At 66.3% G+C, this 22350-nt stretch carries 17 protein-coding genes; 13 read left to right on the top strand and 4 right to left on the bottom strand.

Annotated elements, in window-relative coordinates; all coding sequences use genetic code 11:
* Positions 1 to 83 precede the first annotated feature (83 nt).
* On the bottom strand, positions 84 to 1094 hold the full coding sequence (cmoB, locus tag DOM33_RS04710; RefSeq protein ID WP_110666270.1) for a tRNA 5-methoxyuridine(34)/uridine 5-oxyacetic acid(34) synthase CmoB: 1011 nt from the start codon (positions 1092 to 1094) through the stop codon (positions 84 to 86).
* Positions 1087 to 1905, bottom strand: a complete 819-nt coding sequence (gene cmoA, locus DOM33_RS04705; protein ID WP_110666268.1) for a carboxy-S-adenosyl-L-methionine synthase CmoA — start codon at positions 1903 to 1905, stop codon at positions 1087 to 1089. Before cmoA ends, cmoB begins: the two co-directional genes overlap by 8 nt.
* A 396-nt stretch (positions 1906 to 2301) precedes the next feature.
* Here cmoA and pgi point away from each other — a divergent pair, with 396 nt between their 5' ends.
* From pgi to DOM33_RS04675, 6 genes are all read left to right on the top strand, one after another.
* The gene (gene pgi / locus DOM33_RS04700; protein WP_110666265.1) at positions 2302 to 3951 is read left to right on the top strand and encodes a glucose-6-phosphate isomerase; all 1650 of its coding nucleotides are present in this window, start codon (positions 2302 to 2304) and stop codon (positions 3949 to 3951) included.
* Between the two features lie 38 nt (positions 3952 to 3989).
* On the top strand, positions 3990 to 4652 hold the full coding sequence (locus tag DOM33_RS04695; protein ID WP_110667530.1) for a YqiA/YcfP family alpha/beta fold hydrolase: 663 nt from the start codon (positions 3990 to 3992) through the stop codon (positions 4650 to 4652).
* 176 nt (positions 4653 to 4828) lie between these two features.
* Positions 4829 to 6709: a DNA topoisomerase IV subunit B gene (parE, locus tag DOM33_RS04690; RefSeq protein WP_110667528.1), complete on the top strand. Its 1881-nt coding sequence runs from the start codon at positions 4829 to 4831 to the stop codon at positions 6707 to 6709.
* Positions 6710 to 6969: 260 nt separating this feature from the next.
* On the top strand, positions 6970 to 9222 hold the full coding sequence (parC, locus tag DOM33_RS04685; RefSeq protein ID WP_110666262.1) for a DNA topoisomerase IV subunit A: 2253 nt from the start codon (positions 6970 to 6972) through the stop codon (positions 9220 to 9222).
* 102 nt (positions 9223 to 9324) lie between these two features.
* Positions 9325 to 10539 (top strand): phosphoserine phosphatase SerB, encoded by a 1215-nt coding sequence (gene serB, locus DOM33_RS04680; protein ID WP_110666260.1) that lies wholly within the window; start codon positions 9325 to 9327, stop codon positions 10537 to 10539.
* A gap of 92 nt (positions 10540 to 10631) precedes the next feature.
* The gene (locus DOM33_RS04675; RefSeq protein WP_110666258.1) at positions 10632 to 12344 is read left to right on the top strand and encodes an HD domain-containing phosphohydrolase; all 1713 of its coding nucleotides are present in this window, start codon (positions 10632 to 10634) and stop codon (positions 12342 to 12344) included.
* Between the two features lie 45 nt (positions 12345 to 12389).
* Here the strand turns inward: DOM33_RS04675 and DOM33_RS04670 are convergent, their stop codons facing one another.
* On the bottom strand, positions 12390 to 13367 hold the full coding sequence (locus tag DOM33_RS04670; protein ID WP_110666256.1) for an AraC family transcriptional regulator: 978 nt from the start codon (positions 13365 to 13367) through the stop codon (positions 12390 to 12392).
* Positions 13368 to 13508: 141 nt separating this feature from the next.
* Between DOM33_RS04670 and DOM33_RS04665 the strand changes: the two genes are divergently transcribed.
* The 5 genes from DOM33_RS04665 to DOM33_RS04645 all read left to right on the top strand — a co-directional run bounded on the left by DOM33_RS04665 (position 13509) and on the right by DOM33_RS04645 (position 18987).
* Positions 13509 to 15695, top strand: coding sequence for a TonB-dependent siderophore receptor (locus tag DOM33_RS04665; protein WP_110666254.1), 2187 nt, complete (start codon positions 13509 to 13511; stop codon positions 15693 to 15695).
* Positions 15696 to 15798: 103 nt separating this feature from the next.
* Positions 15799 to 16722 carry an alpha/beta hydrolase gene (locus tag DOM33_RS04660; protein ID WP_162617888.1) on the top strand — a complete coding sequence of 308 codons (924 nt, stop codon included), beginning with the start codon at positions 15799 to 15801 and terminating at the stop codon, positions 16720 to 16722.
* A 65-nt stretch (positions 16723 to 16787) separates the two neighbouring features.
* The gene (locus DOM33_RS04655) at positions 16788 to 17837 is read left to right on the top strand and encodes a M4 family metallopeptidase (protein WP_110666250.1); all 1050 of its coding nucleotides are present in this window, start codon (positions 16788 to 16790) and stop codon (positions 17835 to 17837) included.
* Positions 17834 to 18166, top strand: a complete 333-nt coding sequence (locus DOM33_RS04650; protein WP_110666248.1) for a protealysin inhibitor emfourin — start codon at positions 17834 to 17836, stop codon at positions 18164 to 18166. Before DOM33_RS04655 ends, DOM33_RS04650 begins: the two co-directional genes overlap by 4 nt.
* A gap of 347 nt (positions 18167 to 18513) precedes the next feature.
* The gene (locus DOM33_RS04645) at positions 18514 to 18987 is read left to right on the top strand and encodes a DUF3465 domain-containing protein (RefSeq protein WP_110666246.1); all 474 of its coding nucleotides are present in this window, start codon (positions 18514 to 18516) and stop codon (positions 18985 to 18987) included.
* Positions 18988 to 19069: 82 nt separating this feature from the next.
* Here DOM33_RS04645 and DOM33_RS04640 read toward each other — a convergent pair whose 3' ends face one another.
* Positions 19070 to 19813 (bottom strand): glycosyltransferase, encoded by a 744-nt coding sequence (locus DOM33_RS04640; protein WP_110666243.1) that lies wholly within the window; start codon positions 19811 to 19813, stop codon positions 19070 to 19072.
* A 451-nt stretch (positions 19814 to 20264) separates the two neighbouring features.
* Between DOM33_RS04640 and DOM33_RS04635 the strand changes: the two genes are divergently transcribed.
* On the top strand, positions 20265 to 20927 hold the full coding sequence (locus tag DOM33_RS04635; protein ID WP_110666241.1) for a response regulator transcription factor: 663 nt from the start codon (positions 20265 to 20267) through the stop codon (positions 20925 to 20927).
* Complete coding sequence (locus DOM33_RS04630; RefSeq protein WP_110666239.1) at positions 20924 to 22321, top strand: ATP-binding protein; 1398 nt, start codon at positions 20924 to 20926, stop codon at positions 22319 to 22321. Before DOM33_RS04635 ends, DOM33_RS04630 begins: the two co-directional genes overlap by 4 nt.
* The last annotated feature ends 29 nt before the right edge of the window (positions 22322 to 22350 follow it).

The raw sequence follows: 22350 nt of genomic DNA, 5'->3' as shown, positions 1-22350 counted from the left end.
CGCGTCAGACGCGACGCGTCGCCGAACCCGAAAGCCCGGCGAATGCCGGGCTTTTCTGTGGTCGAGCGGAAAGCGAGGACGGGCTAGCGCAGCGGCTTGCGGGCGATCAGCGTCGCCCGGCGCGGGGCGGGATAGCCCTCGACGGTGCGCGAACGGTCTTGCGGGTCGAGAAAGTCGGCGAGCGAGTGGAACGTCATCCAGTCGGTGGCGCGCTGCTCGTCGAGAGTGGTTGGGGTTTCGTCGACGCAGCGAACCGCCTCGAAGCCGCAGCGCGTGAGCCAGTGCGACAGCGCCGCCGAGGACGGCAGGAAGTAGACGTTGGGCATGCTGGCGTAGCGCTCGCCCGGCATGAAGACGGTGCGCGCGTCGCCTTCCACCACCAGCGTCTCCAGCACCAGCTCGCCGCCGGGGGCGAGGGTGTCCTTCAACTGCTGAAGATGCTCGAGCGGCGAGGGGCGGTGATAGAGCACCCCCATCGAGAAGACCGTATCGAATGCCTCCAGTCGCGACGGCACGTCCTCGATGCCCACGGGCAGAAAGTGCGTGCGATGCCCATCGGCATCGCCGACGAAATGACGCACTGCCTGAAACTGATAGTAGAAGCGCGGCGAGGGGTCGATCACCAGCACGAACGCGGCCCCTGCGCCGGCCATGCGCCAGGCGTGGTAGCCGTTGCCGCCGCCGACGTCGAGAATCCGTCGCCCCGCCAGCGGTGATAGATGCGGGGCAATACGTTGCCACTTCCAGTCCGAACGCCACTCGGTGTCGATCTCGATGTCGCCGAGCCGGTAGGGGCCCTTGCGCCACGGCATGAGAATGCGCAGCAGGCTCTCGCAGCGGCGCCGGTTGGCATCACCGAGTGCGACATCGATGGTGACGCTGTCGGCGTCGAGGCTGACAGCGCGAGCCTCGTCCAGCGCCGGGAGCTTGGCGACCGCCTTCTCCCAGGCCGGCAAATCGCCGTGGCGCCGGCGGTCGAGGCCGGCTGCGAGCTGATCCGGCAGTGCCGCGAGCCAGCGCGTGAACCCTTGATCGAGAAAGGCGAGATAGAGCTGACGTTCGGCCTCTTGCAGTATCGTTCGCGCGTCACTCATGGTCGGCCGCCTCGGCGTGTTCGCCCGCGGACGGCTCGTCTTGAGATCTTTCGCGTCGCGCCGGCGCCCCTCGCGGCTTGAAGGCGATCAGCGAGGCGAAGTTCAGGTACTGGAACCAGGGGGTGACGCGCTCGAAGCCGGCCCCTTCCAGCCGTGCCCGATGCCCCTCCAGCGAATCCGGCACCAGCACGTTCTCGAGTGCGGTGCGTTTTTGGCTGATCTCCATCTCGGTGTAGCCGTTCGCCCGCTTGAAGTCGTGATAGCGCTCCACCAGCCAGGCGTTCTCCTGCTCGTCGGGAGCGACGATCTTCTCCGAGAGCACCAAAAGGCCGCCGGGTTCGAGGGCGTCGAAGAGGGCGGCGATGACGGCATCGCGGTCCGCCGGTGGCAGAAACTGCAGCGTGAAGTTGAGCACGATCATGCCACTGTCGCGGTAGGCGAGGCGGCGGATGTCCGCCTCCACGAAGCGCAGGTCGTGCCCGGGGGCCTCCTGGGCAGCGGTCTCCCGGGCGCGCTCGATCATCGCCGGGGAGAGGTCCACGCCGGTCAGCGTGAAGGCGTTTGCCGGCAGGCGCCCGGCCAGCGCCAGCCCCACCGCGCCGAGCGAACAGCCCAGATCGTAGACGTGGGCGCCGTGACGCAGATGGCGCTCGGCGAAGAGACCGAGCATGCCGAGAATCTGGCCGTAGCCCGGGATGGAGCGGCGCACCATGTCGGGAAAGCAGGCGACCACCCGCTCGTCGAAGGAGAAGCTCGCCACACGATCGAGGGGTGTCGAAAAGATGGCGTCACGGTAAGATGCGTCAGTCATTGCCGGAAGACTTCTAATAGGTACATGAACAGGTACAAGGGCGACGGTGGCAGGGTCGAAGGATGACCGCCGAGGACGTCGGCGACCCGCAGCGCGAAAGCCGTAAGCGAAGGGCGCATCGGGAGAAACGCGTAGTCTACGTGCTGCGTGACGCCGCTGCACGGTGCACCGCGCCGGGCGACGGCAAAAGCCCACGCGGTTTCTCGCCTCGCCCGTTGTGACTAACGGGCTTGTGGCTACCTCGCTTGTGGCTACCTTGAGTGTCACGGCCCCTCATTCCCCGGGGGAGACGCGGGCATTACCGCCGAGCGAAGAGACGCGCCACGACGTGCGTCGCCTACGGCAGGCAATCCAGCGGTTTCCCCAGCAGACAGACCGATACAAGGAGAGTCATCGATGTCGATTCGCGAGACGCAGGCGTGGAAAGCGCTCGAAGCACAGCTCGAGGGCGGCATGCGCGACGTCCATCTCAAGACCCTGTTTCGCGAGAGCGGACGCTTCGAGACCTTTTCGCTCGACGCTGCCGGCATTCAGCTCGACCTCTCCAAGCAGCGCTGGACGCCGGCGGTGCGTGAGAATCTGCTCGCGCTCGCTCGCGCGGCGGACGTGCCCGGCGCGATCGAGCGTCTGCTCAGCGGTGAGCGCGTCAACGTCACCGAAGACCGCCCGGCGCTGCACACTGCGCTGCGGCTCCCGCGGGACGCCAAGCTCGAGGTCGAGGGCACCGATCTGGTTGCCGAGGTTCACGCCACCCTCGACAAGATGGAGACGCTGGTCGACAAGCTGCTGAAAGGGCAGTGGCGCGGGGCCACCGGCAAGCCGATCACTGACGTGGTCAATCTGGGCGTCGGCGGCTCCGATCTCGGCCCGCTGATGGTGACCGCGGCGCTGCCGGAGTTCGAGCAGGACGGCGCGCACAATATCGAGACCCATTTCGCCTCCACCATGGACGGCTCGCAGCTGGCGGATTTCCTCGGCTGGCTCAATCCCGAGACAACGCTGTTCATTCTGTCGTCGAAGTCCTTCGGCACCATCGACACGCTCTCCAACGCCTCCACCGCCCTCGACTGGATCGCGACCCGGCTCGGCAGCGACGAGTCGCTGATCAAGCGTTTCCATTTCGTCGGCGTGTCGACCAAACCGGAAAAAATGACCGAGTGGGGCATCGCGCCGAGCAACCAGCTGCTGTTCTGGGACTGGGTCGGCGGTCGCTATTCGCTCTGGAGCGCCATCGGTCTCCCCATCGCCATTCGCCTCGGCATGGATAACTTTCGCAAGCTGCTCGCCGGTGCCCACCAGATGGACGAGCACTTTCGCACCGCGCCGATGGAAGAGAACCTGCCGGTCCAGCTCGGCCTCATCGGTATCTGGAACGTCAACTTCCTGGATATCCGCTCTCACGCCGTGCTGCCCTACGACGGTCGCCTGAAGCACCTGCCGGGCTACTTTCAGCAGCTGGAGATGGAGTCCAACGGCAAGTCGGTGACCAACGACGAGCAGGTCGTCGACTACTCCACCTGCCCGGTGATCTGGGGCGAGATCGGCCCCAACGGTCAGCACGCGTTCTATCAGCTGCTGCATCAGGGCACCCAGCCGGTGGCGTGTGACTTCCTCGCCCCCGTGAATCGCTACAACGACGTCGAGGACGAGCGTTTCCGCGACGACCTGATGGCTCAGCACCGTCTGGCGCTGGCCAACTGCTTCGCCCAGTCCCGCGTACTGATGCTCGGCGACGATGCGGTGAGCGAAGAGGGCACGCCGCCGAGCTACAAGCGCTACCGTGGCAATCAGCCCTCCAGCACGCTGCTGTTCGACAGCCTCAACCCGACGACGCTGGGTGCGCTGATCGCGCTCTACGAGCACAAGGTCTTCGTTCAGGGCGTGATCTGGAACATCGACTCCTTCGATCAGTGGGGCGTCGAGCTCGGCAAGCAGATCGCCACCGAAACCGAGGAGATCATCGCCACGCGCCAAGGGCTCGAGACCCTGGATGAGTCCAGCCGCGGGCTGATCGAATCGATCTGGCGCGGTCAGCCGTCCCAGTGAGGGCAGACGCGCTCGTCACTGAAGGGCCGCGGGGGGCGGTGGCCGGCCCGTCGGGCCCCGTCTCTTCGGTGCTCTATCTGCACGGTTTCAACAGCGCGTCCGCGTCACCCAAGGCACGCCTGATCGAGCGCACCTGCGAGCGGCTGGCCGCGACGCGGGGTGAGAGGCTCGACTGCCTCGTGCCGGATCTACCGGACCGGCCGGCGCTCGCGCTGGCCAGGGCCGAGCGGGATCTCGCCACCCTCGCCGAACGGACCGGCAGGGCGGGCGAGACGCTGCTGATCGGCAGCTCCATGGGTGGCTTCCTCGCCACTTGTCTCGCCGAACGCTTCGGGCTGCGCGCCGCGCTCATCAATCCGGCCGTGGCGCCGGCACGGCTCGTCGCCGACTATCTCGGCGCGACGCTGACCAACCCTTACACCCAGGCGACGTTCACCATTCATGACGCCCATCGGAATGAACTCGAAACGATGACCTGGTCGACGATTGGCGACCCCGAGCGCTACCTGGTTCTGCTCGGCAGCGCCGACGAAACGCTCGACTGTCGCGATGCGCTCGCAGCCTACGCCGGTGCCCGGACGCTGATCGAACCCGGCGGCGATCACGGCTTCGGCTGTCTTGCGGCCTACCTGCCGGCCATCTTCGCCCACGGCGGCTGGACGCTGGCGTCGGACGACGTGCCTGACGTCAGCCTCGACTGAGGCAGATGCCTGCCCGTGCCCTCGATACGGCTCGCGGGAACTTCGCCCTACTGGATATTTGACCAGTCGTGTATGATGGCCCGATGTCGTTTCCGGCCGATCTGCCGGCCTGCAGCCCCGGCGCACCGACGCCGGGCCGTGCGATCTTCGACCCCGACAACACGCCGAGACCCTGCATGACGCAATACAGTGCCAGCTCCATCGAGGTACTTTCCGGCCTCGATCCGGTCCGCAAGCGACCGGGCATGTATACCGATACCACCCGCCCCAATCACTTGGCGCAAGAAGTCATCGACAACAGCGTCGACGAGGCGCTGGCCGAGTACGCCCGCGAGATTCGCGTCGTTCTGCTCGAGGACGGCGGCATCGAGGTCTCCGACGACGGGCGGGGCATGCCCATCGATATCCACCCCGAGCACGGCGTCTCCGGTGTCGAGCTGATCCTCACGCGACTCCACGCCGGCGGCAAGTTCTCGCAGTCGAGCTACCGCTTCTCCGGCGGGCTTCACGGCGTCGGCGTCTCGGTGGTCAACGCGCTCTCCACCCGGCTCGAAGTCGAGGTGTGCCGCGACGGCAGCCGCCACCGTATCGCCTTCGAGAAGGGCGAGAAGGTCGAGGAGCTCGCGGTCATCGGCAGCTGCGCCAAACGGGCCACCGGCACGGTGGTGCGTTTCTGGCCGGAAGTCGAGTACTTCGACAGCGCCAAGCTCTCGTTGCCGCGTCTGAAGCATCTGCTGCGCGCCAAGGCGGTGCTCTGCCCGGGGCTCAAGGTCGTGCTCAAGGAGAGCGATGGCGCCGAGAGCGTCTGGCAGTACGCCGACGGCCTGCGGGATTACCTCGCGCAGGCCACCGACGGCTTCGAGGTGCTGCCGCCGTCGCCTTTCGTCGGCCACTTCGCCGACGACGAGCAGGCGGTGGACTGGGCGATCCAGTGGCTGCCGGAGGGCGGCGAAGCGGTGCTCGAGTCCTACGTCAACCTGATTCCCACGCCGCTCGGCGGTACCCACGTCAACGGCTTTCGCAGCGGCCTGCTCGAGGCCGTGCGCGAGTTCTGCGAGTACCGAAATCTGCTACCGCGAGGCGTGAAGCTCACCCCGGAGGATCTGTGGGAGCGGGTGTCGTTCGTGCTGTCGGTGAAGATGCTCGATCCGCAGTTCGCCGGTCAGACCAAGGAGCGACTGTCGTCGCGCACCGTTGCCGGCTTCGTCTCCGGCGTGGTCAAGGATGCGTTCTCGCTATGGCTCAATCACCACACCGACCAGGCCGAGGCGCTGGCGGAACTGGTGGTCAGCGCCGCCCAGCGGCGGCAGAAGAGCGCCAAGAAGGTGGCACGCAAGAAGGTGACCTCCGGTCCGGCACTCCCCGGCAAGCTTGCCGACTGCTCGGGTCAGGATCCGGTCGCCAGCGAGCTCTTTCTGGTCGAGGGCGACTCCGCCGGCGGCAGTGCCAAGCAGGCGCGTAATCGGGAGACCCAGGCGATCCTGCCGCTGCGCGGCAAGATCCTCAACACCTGGGAGGTCGAGTCCGGCGACATCTACAGCTCCCAGGAGGTGCACGACATCGCCGTGGCGATCGGCCTCGATCCGGGCAGCGACGACCTCGGCAAGCTGCGCTACCACAAGGTCTGCATCCTCGCCGACGCCGACTCCGACGGTCTGCACATCGCGACGCTGCTCTGTGCGCTCTTCGTGCGTCATTTCCCGGCGCTGGTCGATGCCGGTCACGTCTTCGTCGCCATGCCGCCGCTCTACCGCATCGATCTCGGCAAGGAGGTGCACTACGCCCTCGACGAGAGCGAAAAGGCCGCGATTCTGAAACGGCTCGAGAAGAAGCGCGGCACCGTCAATGTTCAGCGCTTCAAGGGCCTCGGTGAGATGAGCCCGCTACAGCTTCGCGAGACGACGATGGCGGTGGACACGCGGCGGCTGGTGCAGCTCACTCGCGAGCTCGACGACGGCACGCTGGAGATGATGGACATGCTGCTGGCGCGCAAGCGGGCAGGGGACCGCAAGAGTTGGCTGGAGGATTACGGCAACCTCGCGGAGATCGAAGTCTGACAGGCCTGCGCGAGGCTCGTACGGCGTTGAGCTCATGAGTGTCTAATGCGCATCGACACCCCAGTCAACTGCGCTTCACCGCTCATCGTCTGCCTTGTCTGAGCCACGCTCGGCGCTGTCAGTCACCTTCCACGCCGCTTGAAGCGGCTCCTCGACGACATGCTGTCTCTCGAAGCTCGAAGCTCGAAGCTCGCTTTACCCAGAGTTGATGAGGGCGAAGCCCTCGACGATTCCACAATCGTGAACAAGGTCAAAATTGTATGACCATGGATATTCAGGTGGCGGAGGGCGACGTCGAACGCCTTTCGCTCAAGGAGTACACCGAGAAGGCGTATCTCGACTACTCGATGTACGTGATTCTCGACCGTGCGTTGCCGAACATCGGTGACGGCATGAAGCCCGTGCAGCGGCGTATCGTCTACGCCATGCGGGAACTCGCGCTCAACGCCAACGCCAAGTACAAGAAGTCGGCGCGTACCGTCGGCGACGTGCTGGGTAAATTCCACCCCCACGGCGACAGCGCCTGCTACGAGGCGATGGTGCTGATGGCGCAGCCGTTCAGCTATCGCTATCCGCTGGTCGACGGCCAGGGCAACTGGGGTAGCCCGGACGATCCCAAGTCGTTCGCGGCGATGCGCTATACCGAAGCGCGGCTCTCCAAGTTCAGCGAGACGCTGCTCGCCGAGCTGGGCCAGGGCACCGTCGACTGGACGCCGAACTTCGACGGCACCATGAACGAGCCGGCGGTGCTGCCCTCGCGGCTGCCCCACGTGCTGCTCAACGGCGGCACCGGCATTGCGGTGGGCATGGCGACCGACATCCCGCCGCACAACGTCAGCGAGGTGGTGGAGTCGACCTGTCATCTACTGCGCAACCCCGACGCCACCGTCGCCGATCTGATGGCGTACGTCCCGGGGCCGGATTTTCCTACCGAGGCGGAGATCATTTCCCCGGCCTCGGATCTGCGCAAGCTCTACGAGAGCGGGCGTGGCTCGGTGAAGCTGCGCGGACGCTATGAGCGCGAAGAGAACAATATCGTCATCACTGCGCTGCCGTATCAGGTCAGCGGAGCCAAGGTGCTCGAGCAGATCGCCGCGCAGATGCAGGCGAAAAAGCTGCCGATGGTCGCCGACCTGCGGGATGAATCGACCCACGAGACGCCGACCCGGCTGGTGATCGAACCACGCTCGAACCGCATCGACGTCGAAGGGCTGATGGCGCATCTGTTCGCCACCACCGATCTCGAGAAGAACGTCCGCGTCAATCTCAACGTCATCGCCCTCGACGGCCGGCCGCGGGTCATGCCGCTCAACGAAATGCTCGGCGAGTGGCTCACCTTTCGACGTGAGACCGTGCGCCGGCGTAGCCAGCACCGTCTCGACAAGGTCGAGGACCGGCTGCACATTCTCGAAGGCCTGCTGGCGGCGTATCTCAACCTCGATGAGGTGATCCGCATCATTCGCGAGGAGGACGAGCCGAAGCCGGCGCTGATCGCAGCCTTCGGGCTCAGCGAGCGCCAGGCGGAAGCGATTCTCGAGCTGCGGCTTCGCCACCTCGCCAAGCTCGAGGAGATGAAGATTCGCGGCGAGCAGGACGATCTCGAGGCCGAGCGCAAGCGGCTGCAGAAGCTGCTCGGCTCCGAAACCGCGATGACCAAGCTGATCGAGAAAGAGCTTCGCGATGCGGCCAAGGCATTCGGCGACGAACGCCGCTCGCCGCTGGTCGAGCGTCAGGAGGCCAAGGCGCTCTCCGAGGTCGAGCTGCTCGGCGCGGATCCGGTCACCGTGGTGCTCTCCGACAAGGGCTGGATTCGGGCGGCGCGGGGGCATGACATCGACCCGGCCGGTCTCTCCTACAAGGCCGGTGACGCGTTTCATCTCGCCGCGCGCGGCAAGACCAACCAGCCGCTGCTGCTGCTCGACGACAGCGGCCGCAGCTATACACTGGCGGCGCACAACCTCCCCTCGGCGCGCGGGCAGGGCGAGCCGGTCACCGGGCGTATCAACCCGCCCGCAGGCGCGCGCATGGTCGGGCTGATGCTGGCTCCGCCGAGCGCGCGCTATCTGCTCGCCAGCGACGGCGGCTACGGCTTCGTCACCCGGCTCGAGGATCTCACCGGCAAGAACAAGGCCGGCAAGGCGGCGCTGACGGTGCCCAAGGGGTGCAGCGTACTGCCGCCGCAGCCGATACCCGAAGGCGACGAGATACGGGTGGCGGTGGTCTCCAACGAAGGACGGCTGCTGGTCTTCGCGCTGTCGCAGCTACCGGCAATGGCGAAGGGCAAGGGCAACCGGATGATCGACATCCCGGGCCAGCGCGCCGCCAATCGCGAAGAGTACGTCAAGGATCTGGCGATTCTGCCCGACGGCGCGGCGCTGATCGTTCACGCCGGCAAGCGCAAACAGACGCTCAAGGCGGCGGATCTGGCGTATTACGCGGGAGATCGTGGGCGCCGCGGCAGCAAGCTCGCCCGCGGCTTTCAGAAGGTGGACCGGCTCGAGGTCGGTGCCTGAGATTACCGTATCGCTGCGCGCTCGGGGGACGATCGTTCGGGCGGGCGATCATCGAGACTCACCATACGGTCAGGAGAGGGCGACAACGCCCGGTAGGAAACGATGGCACGACGTTTTGTAGTGAGAGCGGTCGGCCCGGCAAGGCCGGGACAGACGGCGGCGCTGGCGACGGCGCTGGCGGTCGCGCGGGTACGACTGCTGGACCTCGGTCAGCGGGTGGCGATGGGGGAAGTCGCGCTCGAGGCACTGGTCGAGACCGACGGCGAGATCGATCTGGAGACGCTGCTGCCGAGCGCCGGTGACAGCTGCGGACTGGACTGTCGCGTCGAAGCGGTGGAGCCGGCGGTGGAAGAGACCTGGCGCGAAGAGGCGAGCACGCCGCAATGGTCGTTGACCCTGATGGGGGCGTCGCTCAGCGCCGAGATCACAGCCGAGGTAGGCACGCTGACCGCGGCGCAGGGGCTGACGATCGAGCGCATCGAGCGGCTCTCGGCCGATGCCGATCTCGATCCCTTCACCGCGCCGCCGAACGGCGCTTGTCTCGTCTGGTCGTTGCGGGGCGCGCCGGTCGATGACGCCGCCTTCCACGAAACGGCGCTGGGACTCGCCGAGCGCTTCGACGTCGATATCGCGCTGCAGCCGACTACGCTCTGGAATCGGCACCGGCGTCTGATCTGCTTCGACATGGACTCCACGCTGATCCAGGCGGAGGTGATCGACGAGCTGGCGCGTCGTCATGGCGTCTTCGACGATGTCGCCGCCATTACCGAGCGTGCCATGCGCGGCGAACTCGATTTCCAGCAGAGCTTTCGCGAGCGCATGAAAAAGCTCGAGGGGCTCGACGAATCGGTGCTTGCGGAAATCGCCGAGACGCTGCCGCTGATGCCGGGGGTCGAGCGGCTGATGCGTCATCTCAAGCGGCTGGGCTATCGCACCGCGATCCTCTCCGGTGGCTTCACCTACTTTGCGCACCATCTGCAGGAGCGCCTCGGCTTCGACGAGGTTCACGCCAACACCCTGGTGATTCGCGACGGCAAGGTGACCGGCGAGGTCGAAGAGCCGATCGTCGACGCCGAGCGCAAGGCGCATCTACTCGGGGAAATCGCCGAGCGCTGCGGGTTCGCGAGGGAGCAGACCGTGGCGGTCGGCGACGGCGCCAACGATCTCAAGATGCTCGAAAGCGCCGGCACCGGCGTTGCGTTTCACGCCAAGCCGCTGGTGCGTCGCCAGGCCCGCCAGGCGGTGTCGAACATGGGGCTCGACGGGCTACTCTATCTGCTCGGCTACAGCGAGCGGGAGCTCGATTCGCTGAGCTGAGAACATGCGGGGAGGAGGCTCAACTCTGGACGGGTTTTGCCGATAGGGTATCGTTCCTCTCCCCGTTTCCGCCGTTGTCATCGGAGCCTCCCATGTCCGAGTCCGCCTCGACCGATATCGTCAACGCCAAGGCCAAGTGGGAGTGGCTCGAGCCGCTGTTTCTCCATGGCAGCGTCAACCTCGCTTTCGACCCTGCCGATGACGCCTATTGGCCGATCCTGCTCGACGAGGTCACGCCCGACGAATCGATGATCGTCGACATTACCGCCATCCCGGCGCTGGCGAGCAAGCTCGAGCGCGGCGATACCTTCCATCTCTTCGGGCACGTCAACGGCGCGCTGGTGCGCACCGCACCACTCGTCGTCGAAGCGTGGCTCGACTCCAGGGAGCGTCTGCGCTTCCGCTGCGACTACCCCGAGTTTCTGAGCACCGTTCACCGCCGCAGTACCTATCGCGCCGCGATCCGCCCCGAGATGGGCGTGTCTGCAAGCCTCGTCGTCGGTGAGCAGCCGGCGCTCGAGGCGGAACTGCACAATCTTTCGCTCGGTGGCGCCCTCGTGGCGCTGCGCCTCAACGAAGCGGTGACGATCGGGCCGGATCAGCGTATCGAGCGCCTGTTGCTGGATTTCCCCAGCGGTCGGCAGCTGGACTTGAAAGGTCACGTGCGCCACGTGCGCAACAACGCCGACTGGACACTCGGGCTCGCCGGCTGCGAATTCACGGCGCTGAATCTCGATGACGAGCGCAAGCTCTGGTACTGCGTCAAGGAGATAGAGCGAGAAGGGGCGCGCACCGAGCTCACCTCGGACAAGGCGCTTGCGCCATCGACGCTCTTCAGAGCGCCGGACGGTCGCCGACCCTCTCCAACGCCCTTGATGCGCGAGGCGCCGACCGGCATTCCCACCGGCAACACCACCGCGCGTCGACTCAAGCGCATTGCCGACTATCTCAGCGCCCAGCAGCTGCAGTTGCACAACGGCGGCGACATCGCCGCGTCTCTGCTGTCACGCCATGCCGATACGCTGGTGACGCTGGGCGAGCAGAGCCGTGAGTCGCTGCTCTACGCCATCGGCTATCTCGCTGGCGAAACTCGGCTGGTTCAGCACTCGCTGGCGGTGGCGATACGCGCGACCGACCTGGCGCGCTGGCAGGGTCATGCTCGCGAGACGCTCAAGGCGATCGCGGCCAGCGCCCTGGTACACGATCTGGGCAAGACCTGGCTGCCCGCGAGTCTGCTGGAGAGCCCGACGCCGCTGGACGACGAGCAGCGTGAGCGGCTCCGCGAGCACGTACCGGCACTGCTCGAGCAGCTCCAGGTCTGCCGCTGGCTCGATCCCGAGATCGCCGTGACGATCGTCGCGCAGGCCAACGAGCGGCTCGATGGCAGCGGCTATCCGCGCGGGGCGACGGCGGAACAGCTCGGAGAGCTGGGGCGGATGATGGCGGTGGTCGACGTCGTGGATGCGCTGACGCGGCCTCGCGCGGATCGCGAAGCCTGGCCGCTGATCGACGCCTATCGCCACCTGCTGGCATCGACGCAGGCGTTCGACACGGCCTGGGTACAGCGCTATATCAAGCGGTTCGGCGCAACGCCGGTCGGCTCGCTGGTGAAGTACTCCACCGGGGCGCTCGCCTGGGTGCAGCGTGTCGACGGACAGGGGAGACCCACGCAGGTGCATCTGGTGCTCAACGAGCGAAGTCGCCAGCGCCGGCTCGATCAGATCCTGACCGGGCAGGACATCGACCAGCTGGGTCGTCTGGCAGGGGCGGTGGCGCCGGCGAGTTACGGTCTGGCGCTCGTCTGAACCGGTTTGCGCGGCCAAAGCCCAGGGTAGGAAACCGAAGCTGACTCAGCACGTTCCGCGACGGGCCTGTCTCGGCGTCAGCCCAAAGGTGCGGCGAAACGCCGTGGCAAAATTGGTCGCATCGGCGTAGCCGGCAAGTTCCGCGGCGGCGTCGACGCTCACCCCGCTGGCGCTGAGGGCCTGACGCGCCCGCGCCAGTCGTCGGTAGCGCAAATGACGCTGTAGCGACATCCCATAGCAGTGCTGGCTCAAGCGCTGCAGCGTACTGGCGCTCATGCCGAGATGGGCGGCGATGTCGTCGAGACAGGCGGCATCGGCTTCACCGCTGTCGATCAGCGTGCAGAAACGCTGCTGCTGGCGCGACGGCGCCGTGTCGTTCGCCGCGAGCAGCGTCGCCAGTCCCTGATTCGCCAGCGTCATCGCCACCGCATCGCGTCGAAGTCGCGCCAGGCTCGCCATCTCCTCGTCGGCAGGGGACGTCTCCAGCAGGTTGCGCGCCGCCTGGCCGAGGCCGGCATCGGGCTGCCAGTGGCGTAGGCCCAGGTGCGGCAGCGCGTCCTGCAGACCGGCCGTGTCCGTCGACTGTGCCAGCCACTGTGGCGAGAGCGTAAGCGTCAGACTGGACTCCCACGTACCCGCTTCGGCGCAGCGCTCGAACGCCGCCGGCCGACACAGATTGACCAGCAGCGCCGTCGGCCCGCCGGGGCAGAGCGGCAGCGGCCGGCCGTCGAAGCGCACCTCCGTCGTCCCCGCCATGAATAGAATCAGCTTGAGCCCCGGTGTCACCTCGGCGCGGTTGCGCATGGTGACTCGATTGTGGATCGCCGCCTGGCGAAGCGTCATGCCCGGTTCGATGCCATCGACCCGAAAGCGTCCTTCTACCAGTGCGCCCTGGCGCGGCGCTTCCACGCGATAGTCGCGGCCAACGCCGGCGGCGTGGCGGGCGAGAGCGGCAGAGCCCAGCAGGGCGGCGCCATTGGCGGAAGAGGGCGTCGCCGGTTCGGCGAGTGGCGTTGTGATCACGTTGAACGTCCGGCAAAGCGATTGGCGTGTTTTGCACAGGTCGACCCCGTGCGGATCTGGAATAATGCGGGTCGTCAATCACTAGTGCAACTCATTCTCATTAAGAAGCGTGCCTGCGAAGCACGCCCCAAGGGAAACGCCATGCTCTTCACGCCCTCTCGCTTTCGCTACCGTGCGCCGCTGGCCCGTCTCGGATCTCTCGCGCCGCTGGCGCTGGGCCTCGGCCTGACAGTGCCCTGGACGGCCGCTCAGGCGCAGCAGTCGGTCGATGCCGACGACGCCACGCTCGAGACGATCACCGTCACCGGCAACCGGCTCTACGAGATGCTGCCGTCCGAGGCCACCGAAGGCTATTCGGTCGATGCCGCCACGGTGGGCACCAAGACGCCGGCGGCGCTGCGCGACATCCCACAGTCGATCAGCGTGGTCACTCGGGACGCGATTGAGGATCAGAACCTGCTCACGCTCGATGAGCTGGGTCGGCGCACGCCGGGCATGCGCGTGCTGAGCAACGACAACGGCCGCTCGTCGATCTATGCCCGGGGCTATGAATACGACGAGGCCAATATCGACGGTCTGCCGGCCCCGATGACCAGCATCAACGGTTCCGTACCGTCGCTGGTGGCGTTCGATCGGGTCGAGGTCATGCGCGGCCCGTCGGGGCTGTTCAACAGCACCAGCGAGATGGGCGGCATCGTCAATCTGGTCAGAAAGCGTCCGACCTATGACTTCCAGGGCCACACCCAGGCAAGTGTGGGCACCCGCGGGCAGCACCGTGTTCTCACCGATCTATCCGGTCCGATCGACTCACGCGGGCGAGTGCGCGGTCGCCTGATCATCGACGACACGGATCACGCGGAGCGGGTCGATCGCAACGACAACGAGCAGAACGACTTCTACGCGGCGCTGGACATCGACCTGGACGACGCCACGACCCTGGGCCTGGGCTTTCTGCGCAACACCAAGGAGATCGTCGTCAACAACGGTCAGCCGGTCGACGCCAACGGTGACCTGCTCTACAAGCGGCGCACCGCCTTCTATGGCGCCGACTGGAACGATTTCGACAGTCAGGCCAACGACTGGATCGCCGAGTTGACCCATCGCTTCGACGGCGGTGGCTACGGCCGGCTCGCAGCGCGCTACTCGAATCGAAATGCCAGCTACAACTACGCCTTCGGCGGCAGTGCGCTGGATGCCGACGAGACACTGGCAGTCGCAGGGACGGCGAGCCGCGTCGACCAGGAGTCGGTGTCGGTGGACGCAAGCTACAGTCAGCCCTTCGAGGCGGTGGGTAACGTCAGCGAGTTCGTGGTGGGAACGGATTACAAGCGCTACGACACCGATGTCGAAGCGGGGCGCTCGCGAGATCTGACCGGGGGGCGCGTGACCCTGGGCGAACTCAACGGCCTGGCCTACGTCGATATCCTGGACAGCGCCCGGACGACCGGCCGCGGCTATACCGCGACCGACACGCGACTCGAGGAGACCGGGCTCTACTCGAAGCTGACGTTTCGGCCGATCGCGCCGCTGGCGCTGATCGCCGGCGGGCGTTTCAGCCACTTCGACGTCGGCCTCGAAGACAGCGTCGCAGGCGATCATCAATCCCGGAGCGATGACGAGTTCACGCCCTACGCCGGTCTGGTGCTCGATCTGGACACCTATCACTCGCTCTACGCCAGCTACTCGCAGGTGTTCAAGCCGCAGACCAGCTACGACGAAAACGGCGACCTGCTCGAGCCGCGAGAGGGCGACCAGTACGAAGTCGGCGTGAAAGGTAGCTATTTCGGCGGCGATCTCAATGCCCGCCTCAGCGGCTTTCGGCTCTACGACGAGAACCGTGCGGCGACGCCGGACGACACCGGCGCGAGCTATCAGGTCGCGGTGGGCAAGATGCGTATCCAGGGCGTGGAGCTGGAAGTGACCGGCAGTCTCACCGACCAGTGGGACGTCATCGCCGGCTACACCTATCTCGACACCGAGGTTCAGGAAGCGGCCACGACGCGCGACGACGGCGTCTTTCTGCTGATGCCCAAGAATACCCTCAATCTCTGGACCCAGTACGCCTTCGCCGGCGCACTGGAGGGCTTTCACCTGGGCGGCGGCGTGACCGCGCTGAGCGACTTCGACTCTTCCAACGGCGTCGAGGCGCCGGGTTATGCGGTGGTCGATGCCATGGTCGGCTATGACTTCACCTCTCACTTGAGCGCCCAACTCAACGTCAACAACGTGTTCGACCGCGACTACTACAACCGCGTCGGTGGCGTGAACACGTTCAACATGGTCGGTGCGCCGGCGAACGCGGTCGCCTCGCTGCGCTATGACTTTTGACCCGCGTCGTGCATCGCGAACGCTGGGACTCGGCTGCCTGCTCTGGGCAGCCGTTTCCCTGTGTGGCGTGCAGGCCGAGGATTCGAGATGGGAGACCGAGCCCGTGACGCTACCCGATGCCGCCCAGTGGACGATGCACGCAGAGAGTACCGGGCGCGACTACCTGATTCAGGTGTCGGTGCCGGAGGCGCCGATGCCGGAGGCAGGCTACCCGGTGCTCGTCGTGCTCGACGGCAACGCCCGCTTTCCGCTGGCCGTGGCCGGGCGCGAGGCGCTGACCCTGCGCGGGCCGTTCGACGGCACTGCGCCGTGGCTGATCGTCGGCGTGGGCTATCCCGATACGCGCCGCTTCGACGGCCCGGCGCGCAGTGAAGACTATACCCCCGCACTGCCCGATGGACCGGTGAGGGACGCTCGCGGGCGACGCGTGGGCGGCGCTGACGCCTTTCTCGCCTTTCTGGCGCAAACGCTGATCCCCGAGATCGAAAGCCGCTACGCGGTCGACGGCACGCGTCGTGCGCTACTGGGCCACTCCTATGGCGGCCTGCTGGCGCTCTACGCCGCCCTGGTCGATCCCGGTCGTTTCAGCGATGTCATCGCCATCAGCCCGTCGCTCTGGTGGGGCGATGGCTATCTCTACGACGTGGCGCTGCAGCAAGCGTCTCGCAACGAGACGCCCGCCGACGGCGGCGCACGTGTGTTGCTCGGCGTGGGGGAGCTCGAACAGCAGCGGCGGCCCGCTTTCGCTACCGGCGCCGAGGGCGAAGAGACGCCGAGGATGTGCGACAACGTCGCCTGCTTCGCCGATTGGCTCGGCGAGCATCGCCCCGGTTGGCAGATCGAACATCGGACCTTTGCCAACGTCGATCACGGCAGCGTGATGTGGCCGGCGATGCAGGCGGTGTGGGCGTTCCTCGATCCTCGGCCTGCCGCCGCTCCGACGTCGCGGCATGGGCGACGGGGGGCGACCGACACGTTCAAGATGTCACCGACCGCGTCCCGGTCCAGCAACAAAACACAACAGTGACGGGGCGGTGACGGTGGCGGGATTGGACCACACTGGGGGCGTACGCAGCGATCCAGGAGGTCTTCATGATGTCATCCCGATCTCGTCCCACGCCGGGTTTCATGCCGCCCCATGTACTGGAGCGGGTGGCGACCCATGGCAGTGACCGGCTAAGGCGCTGCGCCGAGGCGACGCTGCGAGTCGACGCGGCGTTTCGTGCGCGAACCGCCGTGATGCCGGCGGCCCGCCCGGCGGACAGCGGGCGCCGGGGCGAGCCCGCCCGCTATATCTACGATGCCGGTAACCAGCAGACGCTGCCCGGCGATCTCGTGCGCCGTGAGGGGGAATCCGACGGCGGTGACGCGGCGGTCGACGAAGCGTATCACTGGCTCGGCGCGACCTACCGCTTCTTCTGGGAGCGCTTCGAGCGTCACTCGATCGACGACGAGGGCATGGCCCTGCTCGGCACGGTTCACTATGGCGACGACTACGACAACGCCTTCTGGAACGGCGCCCAGATGGTGTTCGGCGACGGCGACGGCGAACTCTTTCATCGTTTCACCGCCTCGCTCGACGTGGTCGCCCACGAACTGACCCACGGGGTCATCGAGCGTGAAGCCGGGCTCATCTACGCCGATCAGTCCGGCGCGCTGAACGAGTCTCTCGCCGACGTCTTTGGCATTCTGGTCAAGCAGTATCACCTCGAGCAGAGCGTCGAGGAGGCCGACTGGCTGATTGGTGCGAGCCTGCTCACCGATCGCGTCAACGGTCGGGCGCTGCGCTCGATGGCGAACCCGGGCACCGCCTATGACGATCCCGTGCTGGGCCGGGATCCGCAGCCGGGGCACATGGATCGGTTCGTGCGTACCTCATCGGACAACGGCGGGGTGCATATCAACTCCGGGATTCCCAACCGGGCGTTCTATCTCGCCGCCATGGCGTTGGGCGAATTCGCCTGGGAGATCGCCGGACCCATCTGGTACGCCGCGCTGACCGACGCCCGGCTGACCCGTGACGCGGACTTCGCCGCCTTCGCCGAACTGACGCTCGCCTGTGCCGCCGAGCGTTACGGCGAGAACGGCCGAGAGGCCGATGCGGTGCGCCAAGCCTGGGTCGGCGTCGGCGTGTTGACATGAGCGACCGGGCGTGGCCGCGTCTGGAGGCGCAGGCGGTGCTGGCGCTGGTGCGTGAGGGCGGTTTCGCCGCCATGCCGGGGCTCGAACAGCCCCGGCGGATCGCCTACGCCGAGCTCAGCGATAGTCAGCGCGTCCGTCTTCAACGGCTGCTCGACGAGATCGAGCGGCGTGCCGCGGAGGCGTCTAACGGCGCGGACCGTCGCCGATTCCGGCTGTCGCTGGAGCTGCCAGAACAGGGGACCTGCTGGCAGTGCGAACTCGACGAGGACGAAACGCCCCGCGTGCTGGTCGGGCTCTGGAAACACGGTGTCAGGGCGCTGGACGAGTAAAAGACTGATTTCCATGGACTTCGGCAAGATTCGACGAATTGTCGGATGTTTTTTCGACGTTCGTGGAACTCTCGTTGGGGAAAGGACTCTCAGTAAGTAGCCCAGGACGGGCACACAGCGTAGGCCGAACCCCTCTTTGGGTTCGGCTTCTTTTTTGCCCGCCGTCCGAACGGATCTTGCTCGGCATCCTGTCTGACACCTCGCTTCCTCCTTCCTTGTCACGATCTCCCGCTTACGCTCGCCGACCCCATTCGACGTGTGTCCATTGACGATCGCTGAGAGTATGAGGAACGCTCGCCGCGTGGCTATCGCGGTAACGTCGCTGACATTCTCATGGGGAGCGCGCCATGCCCGTCACGCCTCGCAAGTCGGTTTCTAGACGCCCGTTGGCATTTCTCGTCGTTCTGCTCTGTCTGGCGGGCGCGGTGACGGCGACGATCCTCTCGACGACATCCGCGGTATCGGACGGCGTGCTCCAGGCGGATACGCCGGAGGAGACGCTGCGTCGCGCCTTCGACACTCGGCGCGGTGACTTCTGGGTCGAGGCGAGTGGCGAGGTCATCGATCGACTCCCGGACGATCTCGACGGCAGCCGCCATCAGCGAATGATCGTGCGTCTCGACACGGGGCAGACGCTACTGATTGCGCACAACATCGACATCGCCCCCCGGGTAGAGGGGATCGAAGCGGGAGAGCGGCTGACGTTTCGGGGCGAGTATGTCTGGAATGAGAAGGGTGGGGTCATCCACTGGACCCATCGGGACCCGGGACTTCGCACGCCGGGTGGGTGGCTCGAGTGGCAGGGGCGTCGCTACCGTTGAGCTCCCGCGGCTCGGCGATTCCACCGTTGCTGTGCACTCGAAGGTCGCGAGGTGTCCGAACGAATCGATGAGCTTGGCGGCATCAACGCGCATAGGCGCGCGGGCGCGAGGCGGGCGACGTTCTCGGCCGCGATGCGCAAAGCGGGCGAAGGCGGCGCGAGAACCACGCCACGCCGAGTCTATCCCGCGCGGTGCCGAGCATCTCCAGCGGCCAGCGATAGAAAGCCCTCGCCGGCGGGCGGGTGCCGGGGCGAACGTGGGCCGGGTGGCGTTCGATGAGGCCGCCTTGGCGAGCCACCAGGAGCGGTAGATAGCGCTCGAGCCCGGGCATGACCGGCAGCGACACCAGCGCTGCCTGGCGGACCAGGCGCATGCCGTGATGAGTGTCGCCGCGGTGGATGCCGCACGCGCTGGCCCAGGCGGCCAAGCGCTTGCGATACCCGCTCGGCGCGAGGGCTCGGCCGTGGATCAGCGTCAGGCCCTGATGGAGCGCATGACAGAACATCTCCGGTAGATCGTATGGATCGTCGCGCCCGGTGGCGTCCAGCGTCACCACCCACTCGCTACGCGCGCTCTCACACGCTCGCCAGAGGGCGGCATCCTTGCCGATCGCGGTACGCTGACGCAGAACGCGCACGCGCGGGTCCGACTCGGCCAGCCGGGCGAGAGCGGCAGCGGTCGGTGACGCGGTGGCGTCGTCCACCACGATGAATTCGAGCGCCCGCGCGTGGCGTAGCGCGCAGGAGGCTTCTCTGACGAGGCTCTGGACTCGATGCGTCGCGTCCGTCACGGTGATCAGGACCGAGAGCGAAGGTAGTGCCAGCATGATGAAATCCTTTGATTTCCATACGATAAGGGCTTTTCATGGCGCTTCCGAAGTGCACTATGACAGGCTTTTCTTAACCGCGACTTACTGCCCCAGCGTCGTGCGCTGACGGCCGAACGCGCCGTCTGAAAGGTCTCGGCGAACGTGTCGCCGGTGCCCTCCATTGTTCATGTCGACTGTGACGATGACGTGGCGGGCGGCGGTGACGCGCTTTTCATTGCCGACCTTTGCAGTGCCGATCTTTATAGTATCGAACTGTAGTGCCGAACCTGGCGGGGCCAGTCGTTGCGTGGCCGCCCGACTCGCGGCCTGAATTCGTGGCCGGCTGGAGCGTCGGGCACTTATGGCAGTGTCGGCAGTCATACGTCGCGGGTCGCTGGCGACTCGCCGCTCGCCGACGACGGCAAGCGTCGCCACGGACGACGTCGCAAAACCTACGGGAGGAACGATCATGAGGGTGATGCTGGTCGAGGACGATCCTCTGCTGGGCGAGGGGGTCGTGGACGTGCTGCGCCGCGAGCAGATGACACCCGAGTGGCTGAGCGAGGGCAGAGGCGTGGTCGAGGCGCTGGAAAAGTCCACTTTCGATGCCCTGATACTCGATCTCGGTCTACCGGACATCGATGGGCTCGAGGTGCTCAGACAGCTGCGCGAGGTGCAGTGCCACGTACCGGTGCTCATCCTGACGGCGCGAGACGATATCGATCATCGTATCCGCGGGCTCGACAACGGTGCCGACGACTACATGGTCAAGCCGTTCGACAACGGTGAGCTGCTGGCACGGCTGCGGGCACTGGTCCGTCGCAGCACGGGACGAACGTCCCCCGTGGTGACCTGCGGGCGACTCACGCTCGATCCCGCCGCCCACGAGATTCGCTTCGATCAGGCGGTGGTTGCGCTGGGTCGTCGCGAGCACGATCTGCTCGCCCATCTCATGACGCATCCGGGGCAGGTCTTCAGTCGCGACCAGCTGGTCGAAGTGCTGTACGGCTGGAGCGCCGAGGTCGAGAGCAACGTCATCGAAGTGCATGTGCATCATCTACGTCGCAAGTTCGGCAGTGGCGTCGTCGCCACGGTGCGTAACGTGGGCTATCGGCTGGGGACGGCCGATTGATCTCGATTCGCCGCTATCTGCGCCGGGTGCTGCTGATTTCCGTGACGTCGATCACCGCGATCGCGGCACTCTGGAGCTATCACGACACCCGAGATCAGATCAACGAGCTGTTCGATGCGGAGCTCGCCCAGACGACGCGCACCGTGGTCGCGCTCTATTTCGAGTACAGCGGCGAACTCGGACAAGATCCGTCGCAATCGCCGCGCGCTTTGCAGCTCGCGCCGACCGTCATTCCCGACAACCCCACCGATGCGCCCACGCGGCTCGGTCACCCGTACGAAAAGAAACTGGCGTTCCAGATCTGGCGTGCCGACGGCGAGCCGCTTTTGGGCATGCAGCCTCCGGGCGTGCTCGAAACCCCGACGTATGCCCCGGGTTACACCCATATCGATGACGGCGAGCACGACTGGCGGGCCTTCACGCTGCACGACGAGGAGCGCGGCATCTGGGCGAGCGCGGCGCAGCGCGACGACGTGCGTGACGAGCTCACCTGGCAGATCGCCATTCGCGATCTCATTCCGCCCGTCGTCGGCGTGCTGCTGATCGCCATTCTGATCCCGTTCATCGTGGCCCGCGGTTTCTCGTCACAGCTGCGCATCAGTCGCGAGATCACCGAGCGTCAGCCGAGCTTTCTGGAACCGATCGATGCCAGTCGGGCGCCCGAGGAGATCCGCGGCATGGTGTCGGCGCTCAACGGGCTCTTCGCGCGGCTGGCGGAGACGCTCGACAAGGAGCGGCGCTTCACGGCGGATGCGGCCCACGAACTCCGAACGCCGTTGGCCGCCATCAAGGTGCACGCTCAGAACCTGATGAGTGAAACCACAACGGAGAGCTCCGGTCGCGCTGCCAGGGCGATCATCAACGGCGTCGATCGCATGACTCGCGTCGTCGAACAGCTGCTGACGCTCTCTCGACTCGAGAACGGCCAGGCGGTCCCGCGTCAGACCATCGACCTCAACCGCCTCGGCCAGGAGCTGACGCGGGAAATGCAGCCGCTCGTGCTGCAGCGGGAACTGCACTTCCACCAGTCCTTGCCGGCGGCGCTGCGCATCGAGAGCCACGAGAACGGGCTCTACGTGCTGCTGCGCAATCTGCTCGACAACGCCGTGCGCTACACCCCCGTCGGCGGCGAAGTGAAGCTTTCGATGGTCCGGGAGGCGCAGCACCTGCATATCGAGATCGCCGACACCGGCCCGGGCATCGCCGACGCCGATCATCAGCGCGTCTTCGACCGGTTCGTGCGTCTCGCCGGGCAGGGCACTAGCGGCTCTGGGCTCGGGCTCTCCATCGTCAAGGCGCTGGTCGAGGGACTGGACGGCGAAATCCGGCTGGGGCCAACCTCTCTCGAGGCGCCGTCGGGCCTGAGTGTGCACGTCTATCTGCCGCTCGCCTGACTCGCGTTATGCCCGACTCGGTGAGTCGC

The organism is Salinicola halophilus, from assembly GCF_003206155.1.
Classification (GTDB): domain Bacteria; phylum Pseudomonadota; class Gammaproteobacteria; order Pseudomonadales; family Halomonadaceae; genus Salinicola; species Salinicola halophilus.
This window is presented reverse-complemented; position numbering and strand designations above follow the sequence as displayed.

Bases quoted from the DNA above. Each gene is read 5' to 3' on its own strand.
- cmoB (WP_110666270.1), bottom strand. From the start codon at position 1,094: ATGAGTGACGCGCGAACGATACTGCAAGAGGCCGAACGTCAGCTCTAT.
- cmoA (WP_110666268.1), bottom strand. From the start codon at position 1,905: ATGACTGACGCATCTTACCGTGACGCCATCTTTTCGACACCCCTCGAT.
- pgi (WP_110666265.1), top strand. From the start codon at position 2,302: ATGTCGATTCGCGAGACGCAGGCGTGGAAAGCGCTCGAAGCACAGCTC.
- parE (WP_110667528.1), top strand. From the start codon at position 4,829: ATGACGCAATACAGTGCCAGCTCCATCGAGGTACTTTCCGGCCTCGAT.
- parC (WP_110666262.1), top strand. From the start codon at position 6,970: ATGACCATGGATATTCAGGTGGCGGAGGGCGACGTCGAACGCCTTTCG.
- serB (WP_110666260.1), top strand. From the start codon at position 9,325: ATGGCACGACGTTTTGTAGTGAGAGCGGTCGGCCCGGCAAGGCCGGGA.
- DOM33_RS04675 (WP_110666258.1), top strand. From the start codon at position 10,632: ATGTCCGAGTCCGCCTCGACCGATATCGTCAACGCCAAGGCCAAGTGG.
- DOM33_RS04665 (WP_110666254.1), top strand. From the start codon at position 13,509: ATGCTCTTCACGCCCTCTCGCTTTCGCTACCGTGCGCCGCTGGCCCGT.
- DOM33_RS04655 (WP_110666250.1), top strand. From the start codon at position 16,788: ATGATGTCATCCCGATCTCGTCCCACGCCGGGTTTCATGCCGCCCCAT.
- DOM33_RS04650 (WP_110666248.1), top strand. From the start codon at position 17,834: ATGAGCGACCGGGCGTGGCCGCGTCTGGAGGCGCAGGCGGTGCTGGCG.
- DOM33_RS04645 (WP_110666246.1), top strand. From the start codon at position 18,514: ATGCCCGTCACGCCTCGCAAGTCGGTTTCTAGACGCCCGTTGGCATTT.
- DOM33_RS04640 (WP_110666243.1), bottom strand. From the start codon at position 19,813: ATGCTGGCACTACCTTCGCTCTCGGTCCTGATCACCGTGACGGACGCG.
- DOM33_RS04635 (WP_110666241.1), top strand. From the start codon at position 20,265: ATGAGGGTGATGCTGGTCGAGGACGATCCTCTGCTGGGCGAGGGGGTC.